Annotated in this window: 7 protein-coding genes; 4 read left to right on the forward strand and 3 right to left on the reverse strand. The window is 56.1% G+C overall.

Features of this window, described 5'->3' with window-relative positions:
* Window positions 1-29 precede the first annotated feature (29 nt).
* Window positions 30-3740 carry a methionine synthase gene (metH, locus tag IF654_RS12380; RefSeq protein WP_047274439.1) on the forward strand — a complete coding sequence of 1237 codons (3711 nt, stop codon included), beginning with the start codon at window positions 30-32 and terminating at the stop codon, window positions 3738-3740.
* Between the two features lie 91 nt (window positions 3741-3831).
* On the opposite strand, the gene IF654_RS12385 is transcribed toward metH, so the two are convergent.
* A complete protein-coding gene (locus IF654_RS12385) occupies window positions 3832-10239 on the reverse strand; it encodes a dermonecrotic toxin domain-containing protein (RefSeq protein ID WP_094987661.1) in 6408 nt (2135 codons plus the stop codon).
* Window positions 10240-10376: 137 nt separating this feature from the next.
* On the opposite strand from IF654_RS12385, the gene IF654_RS12390 reads away from it, so the two are divergent.
* Entirely contained in the window at window positions 10377-10589 is a 213-nt protein-coding gene (locus tag IF654_RS12390) for a DUF2970 domain-containing protein (protein ID WP_047280727.1), read from the forward strand.
* Here the strand turns inward: IF654_RS12390 and IF654_RS12395 are convergent.
* Window positions 10571-11677, reverse strand: coding sequence for an ABC transporter substrate-binding protein (locus IF654_RS12395; RefSeq protein ID WP_047280728.1), 1107 nt, complete (start codon window positions 11675-11677; stop codon window positions 10571-10573). The two genes, IF654_RS12390 and IF654_RS12395, sit on opposite strands and share 19 nt — an antisense overlap.
* Before the next feature lie 483 nt (window positions 11678-12160).
* Between IF654_RS12395 and IF654_RS12400 the strand changes: the two genes are divergently transcribed.
* Both IF654_RS12400 and IF654_RS12405 read left to right on the forward strand, forming a co-directional pair.
* On the forward strand, window positions 12161-13819 hold the full coding sequence (locus IF654_RS12400; protein ID WP_047274431.1) for a nitrite/sulfite reductase: 1659 nt from the start codon (window positions 12161-12163) through the stop codon (window positions 13817-13819).
* Window positions 13803-14297 carry a DUF934 domain-containing protein gene (locus tag IF654_RS12405; protein WP_047274429.1) on the forward strand — a complete coding sequence of 165 codons (495 nt, stop codon included), beginning with the start codon at window positions 13803-13805 and terminating at the stop codon, window positions 14295-14297. The genes IF654_RS12400 and IF654_RS12405 overlap by 17 nt, the downstream gene beginning before the upstream one ends.
* Window positions 14298-14354: 57 nt before the next feature.
* Here the strand turns inward: IF654_RS12405 and IF654_RS12410 are convergent, their stop codons facing one another.
* Complete coding sequence (locus IF654_RS12410) at window positions 14355-19424, reverse strand: NEL-type E3 ubiquitin ligase domain-containing protein (protein ID WP_230683699.1); 5070 nt, start codon at window positions 19422-19424, stop codon at window positions 14355-14357.
* Window positions 19425-19552 lie beyond the last annotated feature (128 nt).

Raw genomic sequence — 19552 nt, forward strand, 5'->3', positions numbered from 1 at the left:
TCTTTTGCATGGCTCTAACAGGTAGTCCTATGTCTGACCGCAGCGCTCGTCTCCAAGCACTTCAGCACGCCCTCAAAGAGCGCATTCTGATTCTCGATGGCGGCATGGGCACTATGATCCAAAGCTACCGTCTTGAGGAACACGACTATCGTGGCACTCGCTTTGCCGACTGGCCGAGCGACGTCAAGGGTAACAACGACCTGTTGGTCATCACCCGCCCGGATGTCATTGGTTCGATTGAAAAAGCGTACCTGGATGCCGGTGCCGACATTCTCGAAACCAACACCTTCAACGCCACTCAAGTTTCCCAGGCCGATTACGGCATGCAGGCGCTGGCCTACGAGCTAAACGTAGAAGGCGCCCGACTGGCGCGCAAGGTGGCCGATGCCAAGACCCTTGAGACCCCCGACAAACCGCGCTTTGTGGCAGGGGTTTTGGGCCCGACCAGCCGCACCTGCTCGCTGTCACCGGACGTCAACAACCCCGGTTACCGCAACGTCACATTCGATGAACTGGTGGACAACTACACCGAGGCCACCCGGGGCCTGATCGAAGGTGGCGCAGACCTGATCCTGATCGAGACCATTTTCGACACCCTGAACGCCAAGGCTGCGATCTTTGCCGTACAAGGGGTATTTGAAACCTTGGGCATCGAGTTGCCGATCATGATCTCCGGCACCATCACCGACGCCTCCGGCCGCACCCTGTCCGGCCAGACCACTGAAGCGTTCTGGAACTCGGTGAGCCATGCCAAGCCGATTTCGGTGGGCTTGAACTGCGCGCTGGGTGCCAGCGAGCTGCGCCCTTACCTTGAAGAACTGTCGAACAAAGCCAGTACCTACGTGTCGGCACACCCGAACGCCGGTTTGCCGAATGAGTTCGGGGAATACGACGAGTTGCCTGCACAAACGGCCAAGGTGATTGAAGAGTTCGCCCAAAGCGGCTTTTTGAACATCGTCGGCGGCTGCTGCGGCACCACGCCGGGCCATATCGAGGCCATCGCCAAAGCGGTTGCCGGTTATGCGCCACGCCAGATCCCGGACATCCCCAAGGCCTGCCGCCTGTCAGGGCTTGAGCCGTTCACCATCGACCGCAGCTCGCTGTTCGTCAACGTGGGCGAACGCACCAACATCACCGGCTCGGCGCGCTTTGCCCGCCTGATTCGTGAAGACAACTACACCGAAGCCCTGGAAGTGGCCCTGCAACAAGTTGAAGCCGGTGCGCAAATCATCGACATCAACATGGACGAAGGCATGTTGGACTCCAAGAAGGCCATGGTGACCTTCCTCAATCTGATCGCGGGCGAGCCGGACATTTCCCGGGTGCCGATCATGATCGACTCCTCCAAATGGGAAGTGATCGAGGCGGGCCTCAAGTGCATCCAGGGCAAGGGCATCGTCAACTCGATCAGCATGAAAGAAGGCGTCGAGCAGTTCATCCATCACGCCAAACTGTGCAAGCGCTATGGCGCGGCCGTGGTGGTGATGGCGTTCGATGAAGCCGGTCAGGCCGACACCGAAGCCCGCAAAAAAGAAATCTGCAAACGCTCCTACGACATTCTGGTCAATGAAGTCGGCTTCCCGCCGGAAGACATCATCTTTGACCCGAACATCTTCGCCGTGGCCACCGGTATTGAAGAGCACAACAACTACGCGGTGGACTTCATCAACGCCTGCGCCTATATCCGCGACGAACTGCCGTACGCCCTGACGTCGGGCGGCGTGTCCAACGTGTCCTTCTCGTTCCGTGGCAACAACCCGGTGCGCGAGGCGATCCACTCGGTGTTCCTGCTGTATGCGATCCGCGCGGGCCTGACCATGGGCATCGTCAACGCCGGGCAACTGGAGATCTACGACCAGATCCCGACCGAACTGCGTGACGCGGTGGAAGACGTGGTGCTCAATCGCACGCCCGACGCGACCGATAACCTGTTGGCCATTGCCGACAAGTACAAAGGCGACGGCAGCGTCAAAGAAGCCGAAACCGAAGAATGGCGCGGCTGGGACGTCAACAAGCGGCTGGAGCACGCGCTGGTCAAAGGCATCACCACTCACATTGTCGAGGACACCGAAGAGTCGCGCCTGTCGTTCAAGCGTCCGATTGAAGTCATCGAAGGCCCGTTGATGTCGGGCATGAACATCGTGGGTGACCTGTTCGGCGCGGGCAAAATGTTCCTGCCGCAGGTGGTCAAATCGGCCCGCGTCATGAAACAGGCCGTGGCGCACCTGATTCCGTTCATTGAACTGGAAAAAGGCGACAAGCCGGAAGCCAAGGGCAAGATCCTGATGGCCACGGTCAAGGGCGACGTACACGACATCGGCAAGAACATCGTCGGCGTGGTGCTCGGCTGCAACGGCTACGACATCGTTGACCTGGGCGTCATGGTGCCTGCGGAGAAGATCCTGCAAGTGGCCAAGGAGCAGAAGTGCGACATCATCGGCTTGTCCGGCCTGATCACCCCGTCGCTGGACGAAATGGTCCACGTGGCCCGTGAAATGCAGCGTCAGGACTTTCACCTGCCGCTGATGATCGGTGGGGCGACCACATCCAAGGCGCACACGGCGGTCAAGATCGAACCCAAGTACCAGAACGACGCCGTGATTTACGTGACCGACGCCTCCCGTGCCGTGGGCGTGGCCACACAATTGCTGTCCAAAGAGCTCAAAGCCGGTTTCGTCAACAAGACCCGCGACGAGTACATCGAGGTCCGCGAGCGCACCGCCAACCGCAGTGCGCGCACCGAGCGCCTGAGCTACGCCGCGTCCATCGCCAAAAAACCGCAGTTCGACTGGGCCCATTATCAGCCGGTAAAACCGACGTTCACCGGGGCCAAGGTGCTGGACAACATTGACCTCAACGTACTGGCCGAGTACATCGACTGGACCCCGTTTTTCATTTCCTGGGACCTGGCAGGCAAATTCCCGCGCATTCTGACGGACGAAGTGGTGGGCGAAGCCGCCACCGCGCTGTACGCCGACGCTCAGGAAATGCTCAAGAAACTGATCGACGAGAAGCTCATCAGCGCCCGCGCCGTCTTCGGCTTCTGGCCTGCCAATCAGGTGAACGATGACGACCTCGAGCTGTATGACGAGAACGGCCAACCCTTGGCCAGGTTGCATCACCTGCGCCAGCAAATCATCAAGACCGATGGCAAGCCCAACTTCTCGCTGGCCGACTTCGTTGCGCCTAAAGACAGTGGCGTGACCGACTACGTGGGCGGATTCATCACCACAGCCGGGATTGGCGCAGAAGAAGTGGCCAAGGCCTATCAGGACGCGGGCGACGATTACAACTCGATCATGGTCAAGGCCCTGGCCGATCGCCTGGCCGAAGCCTGCGCCGAATGGCTGCACCAACAGGTGCGGACCCATTACTGGGGTTACGCCAAGGACGAGCAACTGAGCAATGACGCGCTGATCAAAGAGCAATACAGCGGCATCCGCCCTGCCCCAGGCTACCCGGCGTGCCCGGATCACACTGAAAAGGCCACGTTGTTCACCCTGCTCGACCCTGAAGCCGAAGAAATGCGGGCGGGCAAAAGCGGCGTCTTCCTGACCGAGCACTACGCCATGTTCCCGGCTGCCGCCGTCAGCGGCTGGTACTTTGCGCACCCGCAGGCCCAGTACTTTGCCGTCGGTAAAGTCGACAAGGACCAGATCGACAGCTACACCGCCCGCAAAGGCCAGGACCTGGCCGTGACCGAGCGCTGGCTGGCGCCGAACTTGGGTTACGACAACTAAGGCTCCAGCACCCGTGCGGCCTGCGTGCTGTCGCTGAACAAGCGGCAGCACACAGGCTTTTTTTTGCCCGATTACGGTGAAAACCGTTGTGTTACTGACCGTTCAGTTTGGCGCGCTCAAGATGGGACAAGCGTTCGTAAAGCGTTTCAAACTCTCTTTTTTTCTTGCTGCCTAACGCTGTTATTGCCGCGTTGTAAGACTCATTTATAACCGGATAGCGATCTTCCAACTGGTCTGCTTCTGTTTTTAGCTGCAACTCCAGCGCCTGGCACTCATCAGGGTATTGCGCCTTTAAATAATTGATCCATTTCTCCGAGGACAATAAATAGTGGCTGAACTCGGGAGAATTATCGGTCGCAATGACTCGCTCGTAGGCTTTTTGAAGTGTCACGTTAAACGGTTCATCCAGTTCCACTGAAGGGTGTTCAACCAGATTGCGGTAAATCATGCCTTTGGGCTGTTTGGGCAATTGCAGGCGCTCGGCCAGACTGATGCGAAAATCCAGTCGCACCTCAGCAGGGTCTATCGTCGGGTACTGAACCATGAATTCCCGGGCAATTTCTTCCACCCGCTCCAAACGATACAAACTTTTGTACAAGCCCAGCAGAACTGAACCGGCCTCACTGGGAGTGACGCCCTTAAGGACGTTGAACTCATGGACCTTCACTTCCAGATCACTGAATAACAGAATGCGTCCGTCACCACAGGTATAGGGTGAGCGTGCCTGAACGAAAAGCTCGCTGCCCAAGGCCTCATTGTTATAAGCAGCCTCAAGCACGTCCCACACCCTCGCCGTCAGGAGTGCCTTGCCTTCAATGAAGTCCCGGGTATTTTTTAACTCGGTGAGCAGATGAAACAACCCGTCACTGCCCTGGCGGCCCGACACCACGTCCCATATACGATGCTTCGGCGAATCAGCTGGCACCTCGTTAAACCAGCGCGCTTTTTGAACCGACGGCGACTCGTGGATGCCTGCATCCAGATCCTCATCGGCTTCTGGTTCGGAATCACTTGCAGAGTCATCAGAGTGACGCAATCCCCTTTCCAGTTCTTCTGCCGTGAAGCCCAGTCCGTTGCCGGTTGACTGCTGATAGTCATACAGCGCTTCAAGGTCGTCATACTCCAATGGATTATCCGTTACATCCGTACCGGCCATCAGGTTGTGGTAGGTGCGGTCATAGAGTTGATCGGGTATGCGATGGATTCGATTATTACTGAGGTCCAGTTCGGACAGCTCAGAGAGATTCATTACCCCCCCAGGCCAGCGTGTCAGGGCATTACCGCTGAGATTAAGCGTACGCAATGCAGGCAAATCCCCCGCATCAAAACTTTCCAGGGCGTTCGTGCTTAAATCCAGCCATTCCAGATGGGCCAAAGAGCGCAACTGGCTCTGCAGCATTTCGGTGTTCACCAGGCGGTTATGAGCGGCCTCCAGGCGGGTGAGATTATCAAGCCCCTCTACAGCATCAGGCAGTTCTGCCAGGGCATTGTTGTTGATACGCAACGTACGCAATTGAGGCAAAGAACGCAGGAAATCATTTGAACCGTGCGCCGTTATCCTCACACCGCTCAAATCAATAGAGGTGATGTGTTCTAACACAACAGGCAATTGAGGCAGGTCCCCCACACACAAGTCCGAAAAATCGATGACTCTTGCATGACTCGCGCCCTCAGGTGTCTCGGCGGTGAGCATTTGACGCCAGGCACGCATGAGCCGATCCGAGGCTCTTCTGCGATCCAGAGCACTTACCCATTGGGCTTCGACTCTGTAGCTCTGCCTATCAATCCAGCGGTTGAGCTGCCGGGTCATCGCGTTGTACTGACGATGCCAACTGTCGAGTCGGGCGTGAATGTCTAATGCACCCTCACCGCTGCTCATCCAGCGGTCAATGCAGTTAACCGCATCGCGCAAACTTAACTCAGGATCAATTCTTTGCAGCCTGGCGGCAGGCGTAAGTGAGGTATCGCTCTCAGCGAGATCAGGAACAGAAGGCAATAGCATGTCCGGATTTTGCGAGACCTCCAGGGGGAAATACTCAGGCTCACCGCCTGTTTTACCTTCCATCAACAAGCCTCGGGGTATCCACCCGGCACTCACGCTGTTTGTTCGGTGTGCATACCCCAGCAAGTCCAGACAACTGTCGCGGCTCAGCGCACATCCCTCAAGCCGGGTGTTGGTCATTAACCTGTCATGCCCGTTAAGTGCAGCCTGCGGCACATCGGTAATCCCACTGCGGGACAAATCAAGCTTGTGCAGGCGAGGCAAATCGAGCGCACCCTGAGGCCACGCCCTGATCGCCGTCTGGCTCAAGTCAAGCTCTTCGAGCTGCTCCATCATGCTGACATTTAACGTATCCACCCGATTGCCGCGCAAACGTAATACGCGTAGTTGGCGCAATCGATCCAGACGTGACTGCGCGTAAGGCGTGACCGTCAGCTCGTTATTCGATAAATCGAGGTGTTCAAGCTGGGTAAACTCGGCAAGGCAAGACGGTAAACGGTGTATCCGGTTACGGCTCAGGTTTAACGTTTTGACATGAGTGAACGACTCAAGCAGGTGATCCAGTGACTCGCCGGGGGCAACGTGACCTGTAATTGTCAGGTGCTGAATATGCTCAAACCCGCTGCGAGGTATACGTGCAAGACTGCTTATTTCATGACCGCCATTAAGACTTAAGTGCGGGTTAACCGTACCAATCCCGGCCTGCCCCTCGCCTGCAAAGCGATGGTAAACGCCATCTTTCCAGGCTCGTCGCAGGTTTGCGGCGACGCCTGAATCCGCAGGAATCTGATTTCCAATCGTCCAGGTATCAAGGCCCTGCGTTAAGACCGCAAATTCCTTATTAACGCCCAACACCGTTATAAATTGTTCGTGCAGAGGAACTTGCCGCCTCCGGAATTGGGACAACAGGTTGTTAAGAAAAGAACCGTTGTACTCCGGCATCATGCGTTTGAAACAATCCAGCGTGTAAAGATCGACCCACTGTTGCATATCAGCCACATGAAAAGCATTGCCTTGCAAGTACCCATAGGCTTTAAGAACGGATTGTTCTTCAATCCGTGACCAGTTCAAACGCAGGCCGCGCCACAACCGTTCGTGACCCGAATACAACTCCACCGGTACGTCACGCAGTGTGCAAGCATGCATGTCCAGCTGTTCAAGATGCGATAAGTCCAACACACCATGGGGCCAACTTGAATACTGTTGACTTGCAACCTGCAATTCACGCAGTTCATGCAGACTGCTGACGTCCAGTGATTCCAGGCTACCCCGCACCGTCAGGCGTTGAAGTTGATTCATGGAGGTCAGTTGACGCATAAACTCCGGCGAGAATGCACTTTCCAAACTTGAGACGGAAAGCGCTTTGAGTTGGGGTAATGCTGCAATTTTATGGATGACCGTCATCATGTCGCGCTCTTCGAGCTCCAGGCCCAGTTCAAGGCCCTTGATACCGGGAAACATCCTGATAATTGTTTCACCCGAATTGGCGAGCAACAGTGAACCTGTGCCTTTGAGGGTGCGTACATGTGAAAAGTCTGCCGTCAGTTCCGGTAACGCGTCCACATCACCTAAATCAAGGGTCGCGTAGGGTTCTTGAGCCCGGAAAAAACCTTGGCGCCAGCAATGGATGACCTTTTCCATGACCGATCTTCGCGCCAACGCTTGCCCGGAACTGCCGGGCACCTCCGCCCAACGTGCCAATGTCGCCGCTAATGCATCCGATTCACGCGCTCGAGTGTTCAGAAAGTGAAATACCTGCTGATCGGTGTGGCCTCCTCGCAATCGTTCCTGAATGAAATCAAGGGCCAACTCATCGTCAACATTCGGATAGACCTCCCGCAGCCTGACCACCAACGAGTTCTCGACACTCAAATGCCCTCCTCTGCCGGATAAGCTGTATCCAAAACCGCTACGCCCACTTGTTTTCGAGGGTTGTCTCCGGGGAGAAACGGTCTGCAGGACATCCTCCATCTCAGCTCGATGCGACGTCGCATATCGGCCTATGACGATGGTCTGTTCGACACCTTCCATACCCGCACTTTCCGGCACCTTGGTCAGGACATAGTTCTTTATTCGGGCAGTGTCTGAACTGATCGGCCCGGCCTGATATATACCTGCCAGCGCCCGATTCAGGCGGCCTGTCTGGGCGTAACGTCGACACTGGTCATCGATACGCCATGTAGAGCGCCCCTTGCGAAGACTGGACAGGTCGCGCGCGCCTGCGGACATGACGATTTCACGGGCCGATGACTCGGACAGGTTCAGGCTTTTGAATCGTTGAAGCAGTAACTTCACTTCGGGGGACGACGGCGCACCGGGTTCAACGACGGGACCCACCGTGAACAGGTCAAGCACATCAGCCAATGCGGCCGGAACCGGTAAGTCGTCAAGGTACATTTTGCGCAGGGCATCGTCGCTCACACCGCTGATTTCACCTAAACGGGCCAGAGTTTCGTCATCAAACAGTCGGACTTTGTAGCCCAGTCGCCGCAATAAGCTCTGGCGGTCCCACGTTAAAGGGCGCTCATGCGCAAAACGCCAGGCTCCGTCATGGTTGTGCTTGAGTACAGGTTGATAGGCCTCACTGTCCGCGGGATGTTTGACCCGCCATGTGTTGAGTTCCTGATCGAAAACTTGCTCATAAAAATGCTGATCAATCTGGACCCAGGTTTTGCCGTTGATCGTGTATTGACCCAATGCATTGGGTTGCTCCACACCCAGCGTCAACTCGCCCTGATAAGGGGCCAGCTCCGGCTTCCACAAACGGGTTTTACCTTGCGGGGAGACAATCGCGGTGACACTTTCAGTCCACCTGCTCAACGCGCCGGACGGGATCTTGCTGATGCCATACCCGGCTCCGGCAATGGCGACGCCAACCCCAACGTTGATGGCCACGGATTCCAGATGCGCCCATGCGCCGTCCATATCCCCGACGCTGAACGCCTCCAAGCCGTGATAGACCTCAAGGCCGATCTGCAAGGCCATCACGGCCATCATGACCTCACCCACGCCCGGAATAAAAAACGCCGCCGCATTGAGTACGTCCATCCCCAAGCCGGCGTAATACTCCAGGCGTTCGCGCAGTAATTTGCTGTCAGCATCCGCGGTGGGCACCGCCAGCACCCGCGCGTTGGCTTTGATGCGTGCCACATGCAGCGCGTTTAACGCAAAGAACAGATTGGCCGGGGTGCTGCTTATATAGGTTTGGCCCATGCGAAGACTGACGTCATCACTGTAAACCGGCGGTTCTTTTCCTTGCGGATCTGGCGCTTTGCTATACAGCTGGTAGTTAAGCCGTTTCAGAAAAGCCTGGGCATCACCTTGCGGCACCAAATTCGCAAACAACTGCTGATAGGCCGGGGTTCGCAGATTAACCGCCAGGGCATGTTCAAAGGCTTCAAGGGACGCATACTCCATGAGTTGATCCGTCGCAGCGCCCGGCATGTAAACCACCAGCGGTTCGATTTTCGACGTTGCAAACACAGGTAAGTCTACCCCTATGGGCGTGCTCACTATTTGCGTCTCGGGCAGCCAGGACCGATAGGGCCCTATCAGCAGCACATCGGCGATGGTGAAGCCAAACAGACTCAGTTGGCTAAACACCACAGGCTTGCCACCGAGCAGGGGGACAGGCAGCCCCTGCACGACATCCGACACGCATCGATACGCGTCTTCACTGATGTGTTTCTGGATCAAGGCCGCATGCAACCGCACTTCAAGCAGGTCTTTTTGCGCCTGAACCATTTGCGCGCGCAGTTTTGATCCGTCCTGCGGGCTGTCAAACACTTCGCTCAAGTGATCCTGGTATTGCTGCCCGAGGTCCAGCGCCCTACACAAATTCGAGAAGGTTTGCGGTTTCATAGGCAGCGTTTCGCGATAGCTAAAACCGTCGGGGGCATGAAGATTTTTCAGTTCGTCTTCAATCCTGGCCACCCCAAAACCACTCCCCTTAACCAGAGCGTCTGCGAGCATCGAATAAGGAATGCCGCTTCCATTTTTTTCGGGCATGGCCGGCAACGACCCTGAAGGTGCTATCGCGCTGGTTCGACCACGCACCAACCGTGTGAAGTCTTCGTTGCCTTCAAAATTGAGCAGCGCGGCCTGTAACAAGCTCTGCTCCTGCACGGGTTGGTCACGCTGCAGGTAAAACAAACAGTCTTTGTTGACATCCAGCGCCCGGCCCGTTGTGTGGTGACTCTTCAGGGCCAATTGAAGACGTGGCTCGGCAAACTCTGTGATGCCCTTAAGTGTTTTCAACTGCTGAGCCAAACCCAGCGTTGCCTGCCGGCTACGCACCTGACTGCTTTGCAAAGCCTCACGCAACCAACGTGGCGCATCGGCCAAATGAGTGTCGGGTAAAGGCTCGTGCCCCAGAACAGCGCCCGTACGCAGACGTACTAAATCCTTGCGGTGGCTGTGTTTTATCCAGGCAGGCAGTTTTTCTTCAATAAACGCTGCGTGAAGACCGAGTCCATTAGCCGTTGAAATGTCTGTCACTGAGTCTCTCCTGATAACTCATCAAATAGAGCATCAGTAGATACAAAGCCTCAGTGCTGACGGTGGTAACGGGCTACCCCTTTTGCGGGGTTGACTATCATCTAGGGAGACACTCCACTCCGGCCTGCGAGGTCCTTATGGAAAGCCCCGAAAAACCGCCCACCTTTTGGCAAGTGCTGCACAGCGTGATGGCCGCTGCGTTCGGCGTGCAAAGTGGCAAAAACAGAACGCGTGATTTCACTCACGGCAAACCCAGTCAGTTCTTGCTGCTGGGCTTGCTGTTTACCGGGGTATTTGCGTTAACACTGTTCGCAATCGTCAAACTGGTGCTTCACTTTGCCGGGGTCTGAGGCATATGCAGCAGGCTATCGAGCGTAAACGGGTAGCGATAATTCGCGGGTTTGCCCTGCGCGGAGAACGACGTGAACCGCAGGTTGAACGCCTGGCTGCGTATGACTTTGAGTAAAGTGGCCGCCTGTTCGGCATTGAGCAACTGCAACACCGGAACCTGCCGGTCTCGCCCACCGAAGCGTTTGAAATCAACGCCTTTGCTGTCGTCGTTCAACAACACCATCGCCCAGCCACCGAGGGTGAAATGCCCTGCCACCAGCGCACTGAGTCGCCCGCTGATCCGCGATTCAAGGGCAGAAATGGAGCTGTTGACCGCGCTGAACAGAACATCGCTGCCCGGGGTGTACCCGGCTTCCTGCGCCGCGCGCATGGCGCCGAAGGCCATTTCATCATTGGCCGACCACACCAGCGCTGTGTCGGGGTAACGCTTGAACAACTGCCGGGCCTGTTCGTACGCCCGCTGCTGGTTCCATTCGCCATGGACCATCTGCCGCAAACGCACCTGAGGGTGTTCGCTCAGGGCCCGCTTCATGCCTTTTTCGCGCCAGCGTGAAGCCGGGGTGTTTTTTACCCCTGAGAAGGCCAAGAGGTCCAGGGTGTGCCCCGGCTCAATGGGCCCGCGTTGACGAATCAACTCCTTGAGCATCAGGTAACCGCCCTCTTCATCATTGGTCACCATACTCCCGAGCCAGCCGGCGTACTGGGCATCATCCGGACCGATCAACTGCGCCTGCTCACGGGTCAAGCCATTGTTGACCATGAACAGCTTCACGCCGCTGCCTTGAGACAGGCGCAAAATTTGCGGGGCAATGTATTGTTCGTTGACGAAGATCAGATAGTCAGGGCGGTGCTGGCCCTGCAAGGCCGTGCGCGCCTGTTCGATCGCGCGCTCGGGGGAGCGTTGGGAATATTGCACCTCAAGCTGCATGCCTAAATCGCGAGCAGCCGCCTGCATGAACGTCGAATAACTGACCCAGAAGGTCTCATCCGTGTAGCCGGGGTTCAGGAAAAGCACCGTGGCGCCCTGCACCGCCATCGAAAACGGCAAGCACAGCAACACCAGGCAATGGTTGAAAACCTTTCGCATTGAAACCCGCCCCCGGAAATTGAGCCACATAATAACTGGCACAATACCATCAGACACGCGGGTGACCATCGTATGACGCGACAGTCAGCAGCGCCGAGGGCTACCGGAGAATACGCAGGGCGGACAACTTATTGGTGGCTGACCCAAAACACCGCCGTTGCCACCACCAGAATAATCATGAACAGAATGGCCCACGCATCGACCTTGCTGTCACTTTTACGTGCCTTGACTGGAGTGCTCATCGCATCGCCTTTTTGAAATGTTATGGGTGAATGCTAGAAGACGTCCTGTCAGTTAAGTTCAGCAATCCCCACAAGACAAGTAAGTGATTGAGAATCAGCCTCTTATAGTCTTTTTGGTTCTTTCCATATGCTTAAACATCACTTTTGCGCATAACTGCAAACTGGTATCGTGCCTCGCTCCGTGGGGAGTGCGCGGCCGTGCGCGCAGATAAGCTGTTAGCAGCCTGAGAACAGGACCTATATGTACGTATATGACGAGTACGATCAGCGGATCATCGAGGACCGCGTCAAGCAGTTCCGTGATCAGACCCGACGCTACCTGGCAGGTGAGCTGAGCGAAGAAGAATTCCGCCCTCTGCGCCTGCAAAATGGCCTGTATGTTCAGCGTTTTGCACCCATGTTGCGGGTCGCCGTGCCCTATGGGCAACTGACCTCGCGCCAGGCGCGGATGATGGCCAAGATTGCCCGCGACTATGACAAGGGCTACGCCCATATCAGTACTCGCCAGAACGTGCAGTTCAACTGGCCTGCGCTGGAAGACGTGCCGGACATTCTGGAAGAACTGGCCACTGTGCAGATGCACGCCATTCAGACCAGCGGCAACTGCCTGCGCAACGTCACCACCGACCAGTTTGCCGGCGTTGCCGCCGACGAACTGATCGACTCCCGCCCGTGGTGTGAAATCGTGCGTCAGTGGACGACGTTCCACCCGGAATTCGCCTATTTACCGCGCAAATTCAAGATCGCCATCAATGGCTCGGCCTCTGACCGCGCCGCCATTGAAGTGCACGATATCGGGTTGGAACCGGTGTTCAATGAGGCCGGTGAATTGGGCTTCCGTGTACTGGTAGGCGGCGGTTTGGGCCGTACACCGGTGGTCGGTGCGTTCATCAATGAGTTCTTGCCGTGGCAAGACTTGCTGAGCTATCTCGAGTCCATCCTGCGGGTTTACAACCGCTATGGTCGCCGCGACAACAAGTACAAGGCGCGTATCAAGATTCTGGTCAAGGCGCTGACCCCTGAAGTCTTCGCGCAACGCGTTGAAGCCGAAATGGTGCACTTGCGCGGGGGGTCAACCACCCTGACCGAAGCCGAAGTGCAACGGATCGCCAAGCATTTCGTGGATCCGGAGTACAAAGACTTGCCCGATTTCAGCGCCGAGCTGGCTGAACTCGACAAACAACACCCCGGTTTCGCCCGCTGGCGCACCCGCAATACCCTGGCGCACAAGAAGCCGGGCTATGTGGCCGTGACGCTGTCGCTCAAGCCCACCGGCGTCGCGCCGGGTGATGTGACCGACAAGCAGTGGGACGCGATTGCCGACATGGCCGACCGCTACAGCTTCGGCCAACTGCGCACCTCTCACGAACAGAACATCATCCTGGCCGATGTCGAAGAAAGCCAGTTGTTCACCATGTGGGGCGAGTTGCGCGAGCACGGTTTCGCCACACCGAACATCGGCCTGCTGACCGACATGATTTGCTGCCCCGGCGGCGATTTCTGCTCGCTGGCCAACGCCAAATCCATCCCGATTGCCGAATCCATCCAGCGCCGCTTTGAAGACCTGGACTATCTGTTCGACATCGGTGAACTGGACCTGAACATTTCCGGCTGCATGAACGCCTGTGGCCACCACCACGTCGGTCATATCGGCATCTTGGGCGTAGATAAAAAAGGCGCCGAGTTCTATCAGGTCTCGCTGGGCGGCAGTGCCAGCCGTGATGCCAGCCTGGGGAAAATCCTCGGCCCCTCGTTCGCCCAGGACGACATGCCGGATGTGATTGAAAAGCTGATCGACGTCTATGTTGAAAAACGTACCGAAGACGAGCGCTTCATCGACACCTACCAACGTATTGGCATCGATCCCTTCAAGGAGCGCGTCTATGCAGCGAATCATTAAGAACAACGAAGTGATCGATGAAACCTGGCACTTGCTGCCCAAGGACGCGAGCTTCGACGCCATCCCCAATTGCGATGATCTGATCGTGCCGCTGGCCCTGTGGCGCGAGCATGCTCATGCACTTAAAGCCCGCGATGGCGGTTTGGGCGTCTGGCTGGACAGCGATGAAGAAGCCGAAGAAATCGGCGAAGACGTGGACAATTTTCAGGTCATTGCCCTGAATTTCCCCGCCTTCACCGATGGCCGCAGCTACTCGAATGCGCGCTTGCTGCGTGATCGCTACCGCTATAAAGGCGAATTGCGCGCCATTGGTGATGTACTGCGCGATCAGCTTTTCTACCTGCATCGTTGTGGCTTTGATGCGTTTGCCATTCGTGCCGACAAAGACCCCTACGAAGCGCTCGAAGGCCTGAAGGACTTCAGCGTGACCTATCAAGCGTCAACGGATGAGCCTCAACCGCTGTTCCGGCGTCGTTAAGCCGTGAGCAAAACGCTGGCTCCGGGCATTGAACGCCTGGAAGCCAGCGTCAAACCCTCACCGCTCCGGGGGGTGCAACACCGCCATTAACCGCGGGTTTTCAGCAATCTCCTGTTCGGTCAATCGCTTCACCAACGCCAGCCGTGCGCTTTCCCTCTCCCCAACGATTTCCTGTGACTGCGTAACGTAGTCGCTGCTGGACATGCCCTCGCGCGCGGCGAAAAGCGCCGCCATCCGCTCATCTTGCGCATCGTCCGAGCGAAAGAACGTTTCCTGATATTTAAGCCTGAGAAAGTTTTGCCAGTAATCGCGGGCGATGAGCGAGGCTTTCAAGGTCTCAGGGGACTCCTTATTCATGACATAGGCCTTGGCCTCTTCCAGCTCGGCCGATGTCACACTCGCCACATTTTCGAAGACCATGCTGCGTGGCCGGGCGGGCAAGTCCAGGTCTTGTGCCAGGTGTACTTGGTAATACATTTGCACTTCCAGCGGATCAATTTGCGCAATGCGATCTTGCAGCCAGCGCGGGCTCAGTATCTCGGCCAATTGCAGCGCTTCTGGCGTACCCAGCCGATACGCCACGCCCTGACACTCTTGCGCCGACATTTCACTCAAGGGCTGGTCGGCAAAGTCAGGGCTGACCTCATCAATCAACTGCTGCAAACGTTGCACGGCACTAATCGGTCGAGCACTGATTTGAGCAATACGCTGAGCAATGATCGTGTCCACATGCTGATTAAGCGACTCAATACGGAACAAACCCCGGGTTAAATCCAGCAATTGTTCTTCGGTGTTAAGGCCGTGCTCAGCCAAATAGATGTGCAGTTGCAGTTCAAGATCAGCAAACACCATGGCAATGCCGTCAACGCAGGTTCTGGGTTGGCTGCTGATATCAAACAACCATCTACGCAGCCCCATGTTCTGGTGCATAGCGTTAAGCAATGACCATACGCGCTGACTTAAATCCCCGTAATTACGGGAAAACTGGGCGGACGCGCTTAAATCCTCGAGTATCCGAAAAAAATCACGACCATTGTCTTCGGCCCATAAGGCATTCCACACCGCCAACTGCTCATCGCTCGGCGGCTGCGCCCATCGCTGGATACCCCGAGGGGACGGCACATGCTGGCGGGAGATCCAGATACCGAAGTTGATGTGTTGCTCCAGCCGATAAATATAGAGACGGCGCAGAGAGTCCGCGCTCAAAGGGTTGTCGTGTAAAAACGTCACGCGGTTGACGGCATTGCGCGCTGGCGACAGCACCTCGGAAGGCACATGGCTGATCGCGTTATCGCGCAAATCAACCACTTGCAGGTGTTGAAGACCTTCAATGCCTTCGGGCCATTGATCAAGGCCGGTATAACGCAGCTGCAAGTGTTCAAGGTCGGACAACCGACCGACCGACAACCTCATGCCCAAGCCATTGCCGGTCAGATTGAGGGCTTTTAAACGGGTCAGGCTGGCAAGTGTTTCATGGGCGGACGCGTTCAACATGATGTGGTTGCCCTGAAGGTTGAGCACCGTCAGCTCACTCATGTCTGCAATGGCAGCGGGTAACTCGACCAATTCGCTGTTCTTCAAGGTCAACGCGCGAAGTTGTTTGAACTTGCCCAAAAATGACGCCGGAAAGTGGCCTGAGGGTGAGTGGCTCACATTCAGGGCATTGATGTGAGAAAAATCCGCAGATAGCTCAGGCAGGCAATCCACGGGCCAGGCATCCAGATCCAGCTCGTAGCCCAAGTGGCCCCCTATCTGGTTATGCGGCGTCTGGCGCCGCCAAGCCTGTATCAGGGCACGGCGCATCGACTTCTTGACGTGAGTCGACACTTTGAATCGCGGCGCGTTGTGAGGCGCGCTCCACACCTCGGACGCCACCCAACTGTCGAGATCGACGCGCAGGCTTTGTAACTCGCCCTTGAGACTGACCAGCGCGCGGGTAATTTGGCCAGGATTGAGGTTCAAGCGATACAAAAAATGACCGGCCTGCGCCTCGCTCATCGAGGGGTAAAGCTCAAGCAACTGATCTTTGAGCAATTGCGGCCGCTCTTGAGGCAGTAAACGCCCTGAGCGGCCGCCAAGCGGATAGCCCAGACGGCCATCTGCCAGTCGTAAAGGCGACTTGATCCACGGCTTTATCGTGTGTAAGCCCAAAGCTTGTGCGCTGAGGGAACGATACCGGTTCGCGACCGTCGCAAGCTTGAGGGTGAACGCGCCATAGGGATCAGTGGCAGGCAGCATCAATCCCGTGCGCTCTTCTTTTGAAAGTGTTTCAAAAATGCACCTGAGCAGCGACGTATGCGTGTATGTTTCCCCCTCGGCAAACCCAAAATACTCATAGTGATCACCGCTCTTGAACACCTCTCGCGCAGAGGTGACTAACGGGTTTCCAAACGTTTCAATCACGTGCCCGGTGGTTTTGTCCCGTACAACAAGGCGCAAATGCCTGGGCCAGCCCGGCACAGAAGGCAGAATTTTGCGCGCCACGTTCAAGCTGTCGTCACTACTGAGCACGTCAAACAGCAACCCTTCAATGGCACGGCTAATGCGCACGGTTTGAACATAGTGCCGCGCTTCTTCGAGCACCACGAGCGGTAGCCGTCCTTCGCTCTGGATCAACGCCACCTGCTCAGGTGACAGGTGCTCTACCAGTTCCTCGACCACGGCAGCCGGCAAGCTGGAAAACTGTTGTTGTATCAGGGCACCGATAGAGGACGTTGCCTCTGTTTCGTTATACAGACTCAAGAACAATGTTTTCTCGGTCGCTTGCGCAAACGTCCCCAAGCGTTGTGCCAGTGCCTGCACCTGCTGCTGTTGGCCAGCGATTTCACGACCCAGTAACTGGGTGACCTGTGTCTGGGACAAACAGTCGAGGGTCACTTTCAGCAGGTCCCTGTGTGCAATCTGCGCTTCGGTCACTTGCACCCTCGGGATTCGGGAGACCAGGTCATTGCCATACTCGCGAAATAGCACGCCATCATTTTCGACCACGCGCAGTACCCGATCGGCTGGCCATCCCGGCAGTTGGGTAATCAGCCGCAACTGAAGATCGGCGTCCGCTGCCAGACGGCCAGCGCCGTTTTTCATTCTGGAGACAAAGGTCTCGATTTTCTCGACCAGCGCGGCGCGTTTCAGACTGTCCACCCACAAGGCGGGGGCTGGCAGTTGTTCAAGCACCCCATGCCTTAAGGTTGCATCAGACAGATTCGAGATCGTCATCACCTTATCAAGCGTGGTGGTCGATAAGGCTTGGGCGTCCTCCCCCATGCGCCGGAATAATTGAGCGCGGTCCCAATACAAGGGATCGTCCAGTTCGTGCGTCCAGATGCCTTCATGGTTATGACGTAACTTGACCTTATACGCACGCCCATCCGAAGGATGCTTCAAGTAGAAACTGTCGGCGCCGGGCTCCGTTGCAACCCTATATACCCGGTCATCCAACTTGATATAGGTGTGTTCATTGACCGTGTAAATACCGCGCGCATCCGCTTTTATGCCCTCCAGGGAAATTTTTTTAACTGCGTAGCCGGCAAGGTCAGGTTTCCATAACTTACTGACTCCCCGTTCAATCCTGACAGGCACCATCGCATCTACATGCGCAGGGGCCTGCAAGGCTTTGGCGACCCCCGCTGTTCCCGCCAGTAACGCCACGTTTTGGGCCACATCGAAGAGGTAAGTGATCGCCGTGTACGTGTCATCTCTTTCCCACGCCTGAATGCCCGCAAAGACTTCTTCCCCCAGTTCAATGACGCTGACAGCCAACAGCACCTGACCCAGTACCGGAACAAACCCCAGTGCCAACCCAAACAAACTGATCCCGATGTTCAAATACATGGCCTGACGCTCGACGCGCGCCCGCTGGTCTTCGTCTTCGGTCGGCACGACCAATACACTGGCGTCGTCTTTGATTTGAGCCAGTTGCTGCTGCCATGCCACTTCAAAGGGGTTTTCGCTTTTAAGGTTGTAGTGTGAGTGGGTAAATAAAGCCGGTTCGTAAATGATGGGTGGGCGTCGCAGCAACAACGAATCCCACGTGGCATGCCTGATATGCGTACGGCGCACAAACTCGGCACGATGGCGTAACGGCACGCGTTTTATGAAGTACTCGGCAAATTCAGGGTTTTTTAACCATTCGCGCAAGTGAATCTGGAAGGCATTAAACGTTTCAAACTCGTAGAAGCAACGTTCGGGCGCCTGGGGCAGATACACCACGCACGGCTGGACGACGTTGCTGGCTTTGCGCAACGGCAACACGATGATGACCCCCGTGACCTCGAAATCGAGTATCTGGAAGGTTCCACACATGGCCGGCCCGGTCGTGAAAACAGAGGGCTGTGCCGTCAGCAAACGCTCAATGAGGGTGTAGATGCCGGGGCTCACAAGGCCCTTCATGAACTCCATATGCAACGCACAGGCAAACTCATGGCGCGCATTGTCACTAAAGGCCTGCATGTTTTTAAAAGCCTTGGAGCGAGGGTCCGTCATGGGCCATTGGTTTTCTACAGGCCTGAACTGCTGATCCAGATGCAGTTGGTATTGAAAACCCAAATTCAGATCACGGCTGATTTGTGCAAATTTCTCCGGTGTCAGATCGGGGTTAATCACCTCCGACTTATTGCTGGCAATGCCGTAGATATAAGAGCCCGGGTCGAAGCCACCGGCACGTGTTTCCGACACATCAAAGTTCTGCATCGCAGCCTGCAACAGACTGTGGTGCGAAATACTGGACACCAGGTTCAATTCCAGCGACTCAGGAATCAGTGCGTCCGGCATTAAGGATCGTGCAGCCGTATCGACCAACTTGACCTGATGGCGCGCGATAAAAACCAGTAAGTTGTTGACCAGGTGCACTTGTTTTAACGCATGGGTCTTTACATCCAGATCACGCCACCCATACACCGACAGCGCCAGTTTCAGCAGGGGTTCGCAGAACTGTTCGATGGGCTTGATGGCGGCCAGAATCCCGGATGTTATCTGCTGCGTCTCATGCCTGAGCTGCAAGCTCTTTTTCAAGGACTGGCGAACGGACTCCGGCGCGTTGACGAACCAGCCGGGTAACAAGGTTGAGACAAGGGTTTCGTATTTATTTTCGGCGGGTGCCTGCAACAGACGTTTTGACGTTTGCGTCATCTGCCTGACTGCATTGGAAGGGGTAGAGCCATTGATCGTTGCCATTACCAAAGCCTGTCTTTTAATAAGACGTTCAGCTTAAGCACAGGCTTTTGCGGCAATGAGTTAGATAGTTAGTGGTCCCCCAC

This window comes from Pseudomonas lundensis (assembly GCF_015377145.2).
In the GTDB taxonomy this organism is placed as follows: domain Bacteria; phylum Pseudomonadota; class Gammaproteobacteria; order Pseudomonadales; family Pseudomonadaceae; genus Aquipseudomonas; species Aquipseudomonas lundensis.

Excerpts from the sequence above, each read along its gene's own strand:
- IF654_RS12395 (WP_047280728.1), bottom strand. The coding sequence starts at position 11,677 with ATGCGAAAGGTTTTCAACCATTGCCTGGTGTTGCTGTGCTTGCCGTTT.
- metH (WP_047274439.1), top strand. The coding sequence starts at position 30 with ATGTCTGACCGCAGCGCTCGTCTCCAAGCACTTCAGCACGCCCTCAAA.
- IF654_RS12400 (WP_047274431.1), top strand. The coding sequence starts at position 12,161 with ATGTACGTATATGACGAGTACGATCAGCGGATCATCGAGGACCGCGTC.
- IF654_RS12405 (WP_047274429.1), top strand. The coding sequence starts at position 13,803 with ATGCAGCGAATCATTAAGAACAACGAAGTGATCGATGAAACCTGGCAC.
- IF654_RS12390 (WP_047280727.1), top strand. The coding sequence starts at position 10,377 with ATGGAAAGCCCCGAAAAACCGCCCACCTTTTGGCAAGTGCTGCACAGC.
- IF654_RS12410 (WP_230683699.1), bottom strand. The coding sequence starts at position 19,424 with ATGACGCAAACGTCAAAACGTCTGTTGCAGGCACCCGCCGAAAATAAA.